The organism is bacterium, from assembly GCA_035454885.1.
Classification (GTDB): Bacteria; UBA10199; UBA10199; order JACPAL01.
The window spans coordinates 1-13,206 of the sequence record DATIGE010000040.1 but is presented as its reverse complement, the minus strand read 5'-3'; the positions used below and the strand labels follow the sequence as shown (position 1 = coordinate 13,206).

The 13,206-nt window shown below is 62.0% G+C and carries 12 protein-coding genes; 4 read left to right on the top strand and 8 right to left on the bottom strand.

From position 1 onward, the window contains the following. Positions 1-32: 32 nt before the first annotated feature. From VLJ37_07205 to holA, 3 genes are read left to right on the top strand one after another with little or no spacing between them, the layout of a single operon-like run. A complete protein-coding gene (locus tag VLJ37_07205; protein HSA59457.1) occupies positions 33-1,121 on the top strand; it encodes a phospholipase D-like domain-containing protein in 1,089 nt (362 codons plus the stop codon). Positions 1,122-1,162: 41 nt separating this feature from the next. Next, entirely contained in the window at positions 1,163-3,595 is a 2,433-nt protein-coding gene (leuS, locus tag VLJ37_07200) for a leucine--tRNA ligase (protein HSA59456.1), read from the top strand. A gap of 3 nt (positions 3,596-3,598) precedes the next feature. Beyond that, positions 3,599-4,507, top strand: a complete 909-nt coding sequence (gene holA, locus VLJ37_07195) for a DNA polymerase III subunit delta (GenBank protein ID HSA59455.1) — start codon at positions 3,599-3,601, stop codon at positions 4,505-4,507. Here the strand turns inward: holA and rpsT are convergent, their stop codons facing one another. After that, the gene (gene rpsT, locus VLJ37_07190; GenBank protein ID HSA59454.1) at positions 4,508-4,819 is read right to left on the bottom strand and encodes a 30S ribosomal protein S20; all 312 of its coding nucleotides are present in this window, start codon (positions 4,817-4,819) and stop codon (positions 4,508-4,510) included. It lies immediately after the preceding gene. Positions 4,820-4,902: 83 nt separating this feature from the next. Here rpsT and murJ point away from each other — a divergent pair, with 83 nt between their 5' ends. Beyond that, on the top strand, positions 4,903-6,522 hold the full coding sequence (murJ, locus tag VLJ37_07185; protein ID HSA59453.1) for a murein biosynthesis integral membrane protein MurJ: 1,620 nt from the start codon (positions 4,903-4,905) through the stop codon (positions 6,520-6,522). Here murJ and VLJ37_07180 read toward each other — a convergent pair. From VLJ37_07180 to lgt, 7 genes are all read right to left on the bottom strand, one after another. After that, a complete protein-coding gene (locus VLJ37_07180; GenBank protein ID HSA59452.1) occupies positions 6,446-7,180 on the bottom strand; it encodes an RluA family pseudouridine synthase in 735 nt (244 codons plus the stop codon). The genes murJ and VLJ37_07180 overlap by 77 nt on opposite strands. Continuing rightward, positions 7,177-7,833 (bottom strand): CPBP family intramembrane glutamic endopeptidase, encoded by a 657-nt coding sequence (locus VLJ37_07175; GenBank protein HSA59451.1) that lies wholly within the window; start codon positions 7,831-7,833, stop codon positions 7,177-7,179. The genes VLJ37_07180 and VLJ37_07175 overlap by 4 nt, the downstream gene beginning before the upstream one ends. Then, a complete protein-coding gene (locus VLJ37_07170; GenBank protein ID HSA59450.1) occupies positions 7,833-8,663 on the bottom strand; it encodes a prolipoprotein diacylglyceryl transferase family protein in 831 nt (276 codons plus the stop codon). The genes VLJ37_07175 and VLJ37_07170 overlap by 1 nt, the downstream gene beginning before the upstream one ends. 2 nt (positions 8,664-8,665) lie before the next feature. Continuing rightward, positions 8,666-9,208, bottom strand: coding sequence for a signal peptidase II (gene lspA, locus VLJ37_07165; GenBank protein HSA59449.1), 543 nt, complete (start codon positions 9,206-9,208; stop codon positions 8,666-8,668). Next, positions 9,205-12,018, bottom strand: coding sequence for an isoleucine--tRNA ligase (ileS, locus tag VLJ37_07160; GenBank protein ID HSA59448.1), 2,814 nt, complete (start codon positions 12,016-12,018; stop codon positions 9,205-9,207). Before ileS ends, lspA begins: the two co-directional genes overlap by 4 nt. Beyond that, positions 11,996-12,487, bottom strand: coding sequence for a hypothetical protein (locus VLJ37_07155; GenBank protein ID HSA59447.1), 492 nt, complete (start codon positions 12,485-12,487; stop codon positions 11,996-11,998). Before VLJ37_07155 ends, ileS begins: the two co-directional genes overlap by 23 nt. Continuing rightward, a partial coding sequence (gene lgt, locus VLJ37_07150) for a prolipoprotein diacylglyceryl transferase (GenBank protein HSA59446.1) occupies positions 12,484-13,206 on the bottom strand: 723 nt, incomplete at its 5' end. The genes VLJ37_07155 and lgt, both read right to left, overlap by 4 nt.

Here is a 13,206-nt window from a genome sequence, read left to right as displayed (position 1 = left end):
AAAGCGCTTCGGATGGCGTACAGTCGGTCCTCATGGCGGAGGGCGGTTTCTATTTTGAAGGAGACGACTACTTCGAGGCCCTCGAACGGGACCTCGCCCTGGCGACGCGGTCCATCGACGTCGAGCTCTATTACTTCGCCAGCGACCGCACGGGGGTGCGCTTCGCCGACCTCCTGATCCGGAAGGCCTCCGCCGGAGTCCGGGTCCGGCTGATCTATGACGCCATCGGTTGCCGGGGAACGTCGGAGGAATTTATTCTCCGGCTCGACCATGCCGGCGTCGCGGTGAAGTCCTTCCACCCCCTCCTGTCCTTGGGGACCCAGCTCACGCGCCGCACGCACCGGAAGTTCTTTGTGATCGACGGGCACACCGCCTTCTTGGGGGGATTCAACCTGGCGGACGAGTATTCGCGGGCTGCCTCCGGAGACGCCGCGTGGAGGGACACGGGGGCGCGGGTGGCCGATCCGCGTCTCGTGGCGAGCTTGAGCGCCCTCTTTGAGGAGTCGTGGAACGACGTCCGCCGACGCCCGCGGGATCTGCTCGGCCGCAGGCCCCGCCCGGCCGACTGGGGGAGGCCGCGCGGGGAAATTGTCGCCAATTACGGCTGGCAGAAGAGGAGTTTGATCCGCCAGGAGTACCTGGCGGCGATTGTCCACGCCAGGAGGAGCATCTTCATCACGAATCCCTACTTCGTGCCCGACGTGGGGCTGAGGCGCGCGCTGAAACGGGCGGCGCGGAGGGGCGTGGACGTGCGCATTCTGACGGCGGGGGAGAGCGACGTGCCGATCGCGCGCTGGGCCGGGCGCGCGGTCTACGGCGGCATGCTCCGGGCCGGCGTCCGGATCTTCGAGTACACCGAACGCATCCTGCACGCCAAGAGCGCCTCGGTCGACGGGGCCTGGTACACGGTGGGCACGGCCAACCTGGATCACTTGAGCTTTTTCCGGAACCACGAGGTCAACCTCTTCGGCTTCGACGAGAAGCCCGCGGCGGTCCTTGAGGCGCAATTCGGAAAGGACCTGGCCGGCGCCCGGGAAGTGGTCTGGGAGGCCTGGAAGCATAGGTCGTGGCTGGAGAAATTGCGCGAACGGGTGCTGTATTGGTTCCGGGTGTGGTTGTAAATTGACGCGGCTTCGGGGTGGATGCTACCTGAAGATCCTCTATGAAAGAACCCTACGATCCCCAATCCGTCGAACCGAAGTGGCAAAAGGTCTGGGAGGATCAAAAGACCTTCCGCGCCTCCGAAGGCGGCTCCAAGCCCAAATACTATTGCCTGGAAATGTTCCCGTACCCCTCCGGCAGGATCCACATGGGGCACGTCCGCAATTACTCCATCGGGGACGTCATCGCCCGCTATAAGAAGATGCGGGGGTTCAACGTCCTGCACCCCATCGGCTGGGACGCCTTCGGCATGCCCGCGGAGAACGCGGCGATCGAGAACAAGACCCATCCCGCGAAGTGGACGGATCAGAATATCTCCTCCATGCAGGTCCAACTCCGGAAGATGGGGTTTTCCTACGATTGGGAACGCGAGATCGCGACCTGCCGGCCCGAATACTACCGCTGGGAACAGCTCGTCTTTCTCAAGATGTATGAAAGAGGGCTGGCCTACAAAAAGCGCTCGTTCGTGAATTGGTGCCCCAAGTGCGAGACGGTGCTCGCCAACGAGCAGGTCGAGCAGGGGAGATGCTGGCGCTGCGACTCGACGGTCGAGCAGCGGCCTCTCGACCAGTGGTTTTTCAAGATCACGGCCTACGCCCAGGAGCTGCTCGACGAAACGAACCACCTCAAGGGCTGGCCCGAGCGCGTGCTCACCATGCAGCGCGAGTGGATCGGGGAGAGCGAGGGGGCGGAGGTCGACTTTCCGATCGAGGGGAAGAAACAAGCGATCAAGATCTTCACGACGCGTCCCGACACCCTTTACGGCACCACGTTCATGTCGCTGGCGGCCGAGCACCCGCTCGCCTTGGAGCTTTCGAGAGGGACTCCCCAGGAGAAGGCCGTCCGGGAATTCGCGGAAAAGACGGCCAAAATGGACAGGGCCAAGCGCCTGACCGACGATTACGAGAAAGAAGGGGTCTTCACCGGCGTCTCTGCGATGAACCCGCTCACGGGGAAGAAACTCCCGGTCTACGCGGCCAATTTCGTCTTGATGGAATACGGCACGGGGGCCGTCATGGCCGTGCCGGCTCACGATCAGCGTGATTTTGAGTTTGCGAAGAACTACGGGATTCCGATCGAGGTTGTGATCGATCCCGTAGGGGCAGTTCATGAACGGCCCCTACAAAAGGCGTTCGAAGATGCTGGTGTTTTGGTGAATTCGCAGCAATTCACCGGCCTGCCCTCGGAGGAGGCAAAGAAGAAGATCGTCGCCTACATCGAAAAGAAAGGAATGGGTCGCAAGACCCTCAACTACAAACTCCGCGACTGGGGCATCAGCCGCCAGCGTTACTGGGGGGCACCGATCCCCATCGTATATTGCGACGCCTGCGGCACCGTGCCGGTGCCGGAGAAGGACCTGCCGGTGAAACTCCCGCTCGACGTCGAGTTCACCGGCAAGGGTGGCTCCCCGCTCGCGAAGATCGCCTCGTTCGTCAACGTGAATTGCCCCAAATGTGCGAAACCCGCTCGCCGCGAGACAGACACGATGGACACCTTCGTCGAGTCCTCCTGGTATTTTCTGCGCTACGGTTCCCCGAGGTTCGACAAGGCTCCGTTCGACCCCAAGGCCGTCGCTTATTGGATGAAGGACGGCGGTGTCGACCAATACATCGGCGGGATCGAGCACGCCGTCCTCCATCTCCTCTACTCGCGATTCTTCACCAAGGTCCTGGTCGACCTGGGCTTCCTCGACGCCGGCGTCCGCGAACCCTTCAAGAACCTGCTGACCCAAGGCATGGTCATCAAGGACGGCGCGAAGATGAGCAAGTCGAAGGGGAACGTCGTCGATCCGAACTACCTGATCGAACGTTACGGGGCGGACACGGCCCGGCTCTTTTCGCTCTTCGCCTCGCCGCCGGAGAAGGATCTCGATTGGAACGACCAGGGCGTCGAAGGCGCCTACCGGTTCCTCAAGCGCGTTTGGACACTTGTCCAAGAATCGATCGACTCCTTCGGGCCGGATGGCGAGGAGGAAAAACGCTGGCGGAACAGAACCGTCAAGAAGGTGACGGAGGACCTGGACCGCTTTCAATTCAACACGGCCATCGCCGCCCTGATGGAATACTACAACGCCTTGCACGATCTCGGGCGAAGTCCCTCGCGGGCCTCTCTCGAGTCCTTCGCGCAACTCCTGAGCCCGTTCGCGCCGCACATGGGCGAGGAGTTGTGGAGACTGCTGGGCCGTCAGGACCTGGTTTCACTGTCGCGATGGCCCGCCTTTGACGAGTCGGCGCTCAAAGTCGAGACAATCCTTTTGGTCGTCCAGGTCAACGGCACGGTCCGCGCCAGGCTCGAGGCGCCCGCGGGGCTTGGCCAAGACGCGGCCCGCGACCTCGCCTTGAAGGACGAGAACGTGAAACGCTTCTTGGAGGGCAAGAGCGTCGCCAAGGTCATTCACGTCCCCAACAAACTCATCAACCTCGTGGTGTCATAAACCATGATTTTCGCACTGGTCGGTGAAGAAGCCCTCCTCCTTCGAAGAGCCCTGGACAAGCTCCTCGCGGAGCGCGTCGATCCGGCCGCCAAAGACTTCAATTTCGACGTCCTGGAAGGCCCCGAGGTCGAGACGCGGAAATTGGCCGATCTGGCCGGGCTTCTGCCGGTGATGGCCGCCCGGCGCGTGATTCTCGTCCGGAACGCTCACGCCCTGAGAAAAGGGGAGATGGAGGGCCTGACGGAGCTCCTGCCGAAGATCCCCGAGACGACCGACGTGATTTTGAGCGCCGACAAGGCCGACATGCGGACGTCGTTTTGGCAGAAGGTGGGAAAGGCCGGCAAACTGCGCGAGTTCAAGCCGCTGGATGCGCGCGAGGCCCCTCAATGGGTCGCGGAGGAGGCGCGGGAGGCGGAATATTCGATCGACTTTCAGGCCTCCCAGTGGCTCGTCCAGGCGGTGGGCAACGACCTCTCGGCCCTTCAGTCGGCCCTCGAAAAGATTTATCTGCTGAAGGGCCAAGACAAGAAGATCGTCCTGGCCGACGTCGAGGCCTGCGTGACGGCAGTTTCGTGGAGGTCGATCTTCGATCTGACCGACGCCGTCGCTGCGCGGAATCTCGAGCGGGCTCTGAGGCTGTTTCGCAAGATGGAGACGTCCGGGGAGTCTCCGATCGCCCTCCTGGCCCTGCTCGCGAGGCACTTCCGGATCTTGAGCAAGGTCAAGGAAGGGGACGCGGGAGGCGTGCCGCCGTTCTTTCTTAGGGAATACCAGAGACAAGCGGCGGTCTTCGACGTCTCCGGCCTCGAACGGAGGCGGGAAAAGATCTTTCAAGCCGACTGGGCGCTCAAGAGCTCGCCGATCGACAATAATCTGCTGTTCGAGCGGTTGTTGATGGAACTCTGCCGGTAGCTAGCCGAGGCGCGCGACCATCGCGGACAGGCGTCCGACGTGGCGCGAGGCGTGGCGGTGATGCACGCGGTTCTTGTTGCCGGCCTTGGTGAGCTTGGAGACGGCGTCCCGGAGGAGGGTCTTGGCGGCGGCGGCGTCCTTCTTGTTCACGGCGTCGATCACCCTCTTCACGGCGGTCCGCATGGCCCCCCGGAATCCGGTGTTGAGCTCTTTCCGCTTCAGGCTCTGCCGGTGCCGCTTGATGGCCGAGAGGTGACGGCCCTTGGGGACCTTCCGTTTGGCTTTTTCGCCCGCCGCTTTTTCTTCCGCCATGACTTAACTCCTTAATATTTCGTGAAAAATGTCGCGAAGACCTAGCATTCGCGCGGAAAGTGTGTCAAGGACTCTCTCCACCCATGACTGAGCGTCGAAGCATCGCCAAGAGGGCGGGGACCGTCGGTTTCTTCACGCTGGTCAGCCGCGTGGCGGGGCTTCTCCGGGACATGGCGATCGCCTACGCCTTCGGCACGCTCGCCTCGGCGGACGCCTTCTTCGTCGCCTTCCGGATTCCGAACCTGCTGCGCCGCCTTTTCGCCGAGGGGGCGCTCACCGTCTCCTTCGTTCCCGTCTTCACGCAATATTTGAAGAAATCCCATGACGAGGCCAAGCGGGTGGTGGACGTGACGTTCACGATCCAGGCCTTGGTGATGGTCGGCGTGGCGCTCGCCGGCATCCTTCTTTCGCCCGTTCTGGTCAAGCTCACGGCCTGGGGGTTCTCCAACGATCCGGAGAAATTCGCGCTCACGGTGAAGCTGACCCGCGTGATGTTTCCCTACATCTTCCTGATCTCGATGGCCGCCTGGGCGATGGGGATCCTCAATTCCTGCAAGCATTTCAGTTCGCCCGCGGCGGCGCCTATTTTCATGAATCTGGGGATCATCCTGGGCGCCTTGGTGCTCACGAAGTATTTCGATCCTCCCGTGTTGGGTCTGGCCGTCGGGGTGATCGGCGGCGGGATTCTGCAGCTTGCGTGTCACTTTCCCTTTCTGGCGGAGTTTCATTTCTGGCCCCGCCTTACGTGGGACCCTTCGCACCCCGCGGTGAAGAAAATCCTGGGGATGATGGTGCCTGCCGCGTACGGGGCCGCCGTCTACCAGTTCAACGTCATCGCCAGTACGTTCCTGGCGTCGTTTCTTCCGACGGGGAGCGTGTCTTATCTCTGGTACGCCGACCGCGTGATGGAGTTCCCTCTGGGTGTCTTCGCGGTATCGCTCGCGACGGTCGTCCTGCCGACCTTTTCGGATCACGCCGCCGCGGACAACCTCGGCGAGTTGAAGAAAACCTTCGGTTTCGCGTTGAGGATGATTTTTTTTATCACGATACCCGCCGCCGGCGGCCTGATGATCCTCTCCGACGACATCATCCGCACGCTCTTCCACCGCGGAAATTTCGGGGACGCCTCCACCGCGGCCACGTCGTGGGCCCTGGTCTGTTTCGCGGCGGGACTGCCCTTCATCTCGGGCGTTCGCGTGACCTCCAATGCCTTTTACTCCCTGCAGGACTCCAAGACTCCCGTGCGCGCCGCGAACCTGTCGGTCATCGTGAATTTCGTTCTCGCCCTGATTCTGATGGGACCTCTGAAGCACCTGGGGCTGGCGCTGGCCATCAGTCTGGCCTCGCTCTTCAACTTCGTCATGCATTTGGTCGATTTTAGGAAAAAGGTCGGGGCCCTCGGTTTGACGAAGATCCTCTTTGGGACGGGGCGCACCGTCGTCGCGACGATCCTGATGGCGGCGGCGGTTTGGGCGATCCGTCGTTACGTGCCTCTTCTCGGCGGAAGTCCGGCGTCGATGCTGGGACGATGGGCGGCGGCCGCCACATTGTCCGTTCACATCGCCATCGGCGTGGCGGCCTACGCGGCGGCGGGCTGGGCCCTTAGGATGGAGGAGTTCCGGGAGCTTATACAGGCGCTTCGGAAAAGGAGGCGGGGGAGGACGCCTCCACCCGCAGATCTGTCCGCGGATGCCGGAATCTAAGGCGCGAGGCGTGGAGGTGTAATCGTAGGGGCGAACCTTGTGTTCGCCCGGCCTGTGGCGACCCGTACACTTCATCGCCGATAATCGGATGCCCCAGGGCCGCCAAGTGTGCGCGGATCTGGTGGCGGCGACCGGACTTGATGGTAACCCGAAGCAGCGTTGATGGGGCGAACACGAGGTTCGCCCCTACGGGCATATAAATGGTCACCGCCTCCTGTGCCTTCATCCTCCTCGCCTCCGCGACGTTCCGGTACACCTTCACCCGCTTGTCGCTCTTGGGATCCGGCCCGATGGGCCAGTTGATCGTTCCGGCCTGTTGAATTTCTCCTTCCACCAACGCCGCATATTCCTTCTCGACCTCGTTCTTGGAGAACGCCCGGCGCAGGGCCTCGTAGGCCTTCTGATTCCTGGCGAAGACGACGAGCCCCGAGGTCTCCCGATCCAGCCGGTGGACGGCGCCCCAATCGGAACCGCCGACGGATTGAATCTCGGGGAAGGATGCGGAGACCTGATGGGCCAATGTAGGGGCATCCCGCGGCGGGACTGCTGCGCTGTGGCGCGCCATGCCCCTACGGGACGACAGCGGCTGCGTCGAAATACCTACCGGTTTCTCCACGATCACGAAATCCGGGTCTTCAAGATGGATCGTGACCGTCATCTATATAACTGTCCGATATGCCGCATCGCCAGGTTGCTCGCGGTGTGAAAGAGGACGGGGGCGATGAGTCCGCCCGTCCGGTCGCGGAGCCAGCCGAAGACGAGCGACGGGAAGAAGATGGCGAAGTGCCACCAGCGGAAGGTGATGATGCTGTGGGAGGCGGCGAAGATCAGGCAGGTCAGGGGGACGGCCCAGGAGACCTCCAGAACTTTGAGCCCCAAAGGGCGGAAGCGTTTGGGAAAACGAGTCGCCAGGGCGCTTTGCAGATAGCCGCGGAAAAAGAACTCCTCCGGAAGGGCGACCAGCAGGACCTGGATGGCGGCTTCGCTCCAGCTCCAGTTGAGGCCGCGCGTGCTGAACTCCAGGCCGAAGATCAACGTCTGGTAAAAATGCGCCGCGAGGAAGAAGAGGGGAAAGATCACGGCGGCCGTGACGGTGAAGAGCCGGACGGACCTCAGGGCGTGCGCGGCGTCCCTCTCGAAAAAGACGATGGGGAGCCGCCTTTTTTGCGTGTGCCAGAAGGCCGGATAGACCAGAAGGACGGCGACCAATGCCGAGAGGGACTCGCGGACGAACGGGACTCCCTTGAGATGAAAGAGGGTCGTGATGGCGGCTAGGACACAGCCGTAAAGGATGAAGACTTCCTGGATCATCAGACCCCGGCGGCCTTTTTGGCCCTTTGCCGGAGGAGCAGGAAGACGGCGAGGGCGACGAGGAAGATGATTCCCCCCGTGATCTGGCCGGTGGAGGTCGTCCCCCCGAACCAGAGGCCCCGGTCGGCGTCGCCCCGGAAGAATTCCAGCAGGGCCCTGGGCAGTGTCCAGCCCATGGTCAAGACGGCGATCGTCTCGCCATCGATATGTCCCCTCTTGGAGACGGCCTTTCCGTTCACGACGTCGTGGGAAAAGCCGAAGTACCATTTGACCAGGAAGAAGAGCAGGGTCGCGTGGATCATCGAATAGACCTGAGAGGGGTGGAGGGGCGTGTTCGGAAAATAATAGTAGGCGGTCGCGGCCGGGTTGGTGAATGTGATCGCCCAAGGAAGGTCCGTGGGCTTGCCGTAGCAGCAGCCCGTCAGAAGGCACGCGACGCGGACGAAGAACTTGATGATCGGCGCGCCTGTCGCGAAGTAGTCCATGTAGACCATGATGGGCAGCTTCCGGATCTTGAAATAGGTGGGGAGCGCGATGACGAGCGCGAGAAATCCCCCCCAGGACACGAAGCCGCCGCGCCAAAACTCGAAGACGCGCATCGGCTTCTCCCAATAATAGTCCGGCGCCTCGACCAGGATGTGGAAGATCCGCGCCCCGAGGACCCCCGCCAGCATTCCGATGATGCCGATGTCGAGCATGGCCTCGGGCTGGATGCCGTTCTTCTTGGACCGGAAGTAGAGGTAGAAAGTGCAGGCCAGCGTCGCGACCATGATGAAGAAGAAGAAGGACGGGACTTTGACGCTTCCGACGGTGAAGAGGAACGGACGCATGGTTAGTTTCCTTCCTTGGGTGGTTTCAGCATCAGAATCATGAGCCAGGCGACGGCGATTGAGATAGCCATGTCGGCCACGTTGAAGGCCGGCCATTCGAGGCGGAACCGGAGCACCCATCCGGCCACCCTGAAGTTCGCGATCCGGTCATACCAGTGAAATGAAAGAAAATCTACGACCTCTCCCAGGGTCAGGCGGTCCCAGATGTTGCCCAGGGCGCCTCCCAAGATCAGGGCCAGACACACGGCGACGGATCTCCGGCCGTCCTTCATGCGGAAAAAATAGGCCGTGATAAGCCCGAGGGCCAGGAAGGAGACGATGAAAAAGAACGGAAGACGCACCGACTCGGGCAGGCCCGCCATGAAACCGAAGGCCGCACCGCGGTTCCGGACGTGGACGATGTCGAAAAGGCCCGTCAAGACGTGATGAATGTCGCCGAGGGCGAGGTTTTGCCGGATGAGCCACTTCGACGCCTGATCGAGGAGGAAGACGAGGGGCGTGATGACCGCGAGGGTCTTGGCCTTCTCTTTGTTTGAGATCGTCATAGGACGTCCCGGCACCTCTCGCAGACGGCCGGGTGATCCGGAAACTCGCCGACGCGCGGGCTGAATCGCCAGCAGCGCTCGCACTTCGTTCCGTCCGCCGGTTGGACCTCGATGAAAAGGGTCGGAAAACGCTCGCTCCGGTCGGCCGTGGGGGAAAGGGCCGTGCCCCAGGCGACCTGGGAGACCTGCAGCAGATCGGGAAGCTCCGCTCCGAAGCTCTTAAAGAGGCGTTCCGGCTCGTCGGTCGCCGTGAGGACGACCTTGGCCTGAAGCGAGGTGCCGATCCTCTTGGCCTGCCGCGCCTTCTCCAGGACCTTGAGGACCTCGTCCCGCGCGGCTTGAAAGTCGTCCCAACGGGCCCCCAGCGATTCGTCGACCCACCGTTCGTCGGCGACCGGAAAGTCCGTCAAGTGAACCGACTCCGCCTTGCCCGAAAACGAGGGCAGGTGCTGCCAAATTTCCTCCGCCGTGAACGAGAGGATCGGCGCGATGATCTGGGCGAGCGTCGAGGCGATCTCAAAAAGGACGCGCTGGGCCCCCCGCCGCGCCGGATCCTTTTTGGCGAAGGTGTAGAGACGGTCCTTGAGGATGTCCAAATAGAAGGCCGACAATTCGACCGTGCAGTAGCGGTTCAACTCATGGAAGATGATGTGGAAGTTGTAGCCCTCGTAGGCGTCGCCGGCCTTCTGAACGAGCTTCTGCAGCCGATGGAGGGCCCACCGGTCGATTTCGTGAAAGGTCACGTCTTGGAGTGGCGTCGCCGGGTCGAAATCGAAAAGATTCCCCAAGAGGTACCGGCCCGTGTTCCGGATCTTGCGGTAGGCCTCCGTCAGCCGCGTGAGGATCTCGTTCGAGACGCGGATGTCGTTCCGGTAGTCCTCCGCCGCGACCCAGAGCCGGAGGATCTCCGCGCCGCTCTCTTTCAAGACCTTGTCGGGAGGGACGTAGTTGCCGGCGGACTTGGAATATTTCTTGCCGTTGCTGTCGACGACGAAGCCGTGGGTCAACACCGTTTCGTAGGGCGCCTTCCCCCGCGTGCCGATGGAGGCCAGGAGCGACGAATGAAACCACCCGCGATGCTGGTCGCTCCCCTCCAGGTAGAGGTCGGCCGGGAACTTAAGTTCCTTGCGCGCCTCCAACACGGCCGCGAAACTGACGCCGGAATCGAACCAGACGTCCAGGATGTGCTGTTCCCTCCGCCATTTTTCCGCCTTGCAACGGGGGCAGGGCCGCCCCGCGGGAAGCAGCTTTTCGTTCTGAGAGTCGTCGAACCAGATGTCGGAGCCTTCGGTCTCGAACCGGTCGGCGACCTTCTCGATGACGCCGGCGTCCAGGAGAAGCTCCGAGCACTCGCCGCAGCGGTAAGAGACGATCGGAACGCCCCAACTGCGTTGACGCGAGAGGCACCAGTCGCCGCGCCGCTCGATCATGCCGTAGATGCGCTCCCGCCCCCAGGACGGGATCCATTGGGTCCGCCGGATGGCGTCCAGGGCCTTGGCGCGCAGGTTGTTTTTTTCGAGAGAGAGAAAGTATTGCTCCGTCGCCCGGAAAATCAGGGGATTCTTGCAGCGCCAACAATGCGGGTACGAATGCCGGATCTTCTCCTCCGAGACGAGGGCGCCCCGGTCTTTGAGTCTTTGGATGACCAGGGGGTTCGCTTCGAAGACCTTTTGTCCCGTCCATTCCGGGACCCCGGCCTCCTCGGTCAGCCGGCCCGCGTGGTCGACGGGGCTCAAAATGGGGAGTCCGTACTTGAGCCCCACCTGGTAGTCGTCCTCGCCGTGTCCGGGCGCGATGTGGACGCAGCCGGTGCCGGTGTCGAGGCTGACGTGGTCCGAGACGACGATCTTCGATTCCCGGGACAAGAAGGGATGCCGGCAGGCCTTGTTCTCCAACTTCTTGCCCGAAAAGCGGACGACCGCGTCGGGTTCTTCTTCAAGGCCCAGGGACTTGGCGAAGGCCGCCAGGAGCTGCTTGGCGACGATGAAGTATTCGTCTTTGTACGGGAAGACGATGTAGTCGTAATTCGCGTGCAGGGCGACGCCGAGGTTCGCCGGCAGCGTCCAGGGCGTCGTCGTCCAGATGACGATCGAGACTCTCTTGCCGGCGAGTTGAGGGGACAGTTCCTCCGCCGTTTTCGGGTCGATCGCGAAACGCACGTAGATGGACGGAGAGTCCTTTTCCTCGTACTCCGTCTCGGCGTCGGCCAGTGCCGTGCGGCAGCTCGCGCACCAGAGGACGGGCCGCAGGGCGTTGTAGACGTTGCCCCCGCGCACGAACCGCCCGAACTCGCGGGCGATCGCCGCCTCGTACGGGTAGTTCATCGTGAGATAGGGATTCTCCCAGTCGCCCAGGACCCCCAGGCGCTTGAACTCCTCCCTCTGGATGTCGACGAATTTCTTCGCGTACTCCCGGCAGGCCTTGCGGATTTCGAGCTTGCCCATGCCCTTCTTCTTGGCGCCCAGGTCCTTGTCGACCTGATGCTCGATGGGCAACCCGTGGCAGTCCCAGCCGGGCACGTAGGGGCTGTCGAATCCCTTGAGGCTCTTGTAGCGGACGATGATGTCCTTGAGCGTCTTGTTGAGGATGTGGCCGAAGTGGATGTTGCCGTTGGCGTACGGCGGGCCGTCGTGCAGGACGAACTTGGGCCCGCCGGCGTTCTTCCTGCGGATCGCGCCGTAGAGACCGATCTCCCGCCATCTCTTCAAGGTCTCCGGTTCTTTTTTGGCCAGTTCCGCCTTCATGGGGAAGGCGGTTTGCGGGAGGTTGAGAGTAGCGCGGTAGTCGTTATTTTTCTTCAACTCCGACATTGGTCATCGAAAAATCGTCCGTGCGCAAAAGATCGGTGATCTTCTTCAGGACTTTTTTCTCCTCGCGATTGGACGTCTTGAGCCGCCCCGTGATGAGCGAACGGACCGGCGCCGAGACCGCCACCTGAGTTTTGCCCCCCACGCTCTCCGTCACCTCGAGCTTGAGCCGGTAGTACGCACCCACGGTCCCATAATCTTTGCGGTCGAAGAGGTCAACATAATGGGACGTCGCCTTGGTGCTGTTCCAGTTGGTGAGGATCGTCCCGGTCTTGTCGTCCTCGTTCTCGATCTTGTAACCCAGCCGGATCAGCGCCTCTTTGCCCACCTTGTAGGCCACTTCGGTGGACGTGCCGAAGAGCTTGGTGACCGGGTCCATATCCTTGTCGCGCCCGTGGACCAGCACCTTGGTGCAGGAGGCCGTGACGGCGAGGGAGACAAGCGCGATCAACAGCAGGGCGATTTTTTTCATATCAGAGTCCTCCGGCTTCTCTTGTGGAGAGAATAATAGATGAATCCCGCCAGAATCACCAGCCCGATGCTGATGAATTGGGACGTGGACAACCACCCGGGAATCAGGAATCCGCGCACGGAATCCCCCCGGAGCGTCTCCAAAAACGAGCGGCTGACGCTGTAAAAAACCAAATAGAGGAGAAAGATCTGGCCGTCGAAACTTTTCCGGCGGCGGAAGAAAACGAGTAGGAGAAAGATCAGGAACTCGGAGCCGGACTCCAAGAGTTGGCTCGAAATGATCGGCACGCCCGCCGGGGCGAGCGAATAAGGGTTTGACGGGAAAACGACCGACCACCAGGAATGCGGGTCCGCAGGGCGCCCGTAACAGCAGCCGGCGGCGAAGCAGCCCAGGCGCCCGATGGCATGTCCGAGGGCCAGCCCCGGCATGAAGACGTCGGCGACCTTCAAGAAGCTCTGGCGGTGCTTCCGGATGTAATAGAGGCTCGTGGTGGCCGCCCCGATAAATCCGCCGTAAAACACGAGACCGCCTTCCCAGATCTTGATCACGTCCAGCGGGTGTTCGACGTACCGCTGCCAGTCGATGGCGATGTAAAGGATGCGGGAACCGACCAAGGCCGCGACGATGATGTAGAAGGAGAGGTCGAGGACGAAGTCCGTCTTGATCCGGACGAATTTCGCCTCTCGGGTCGACCACCAAATGCCCGCCACGAACCCCAA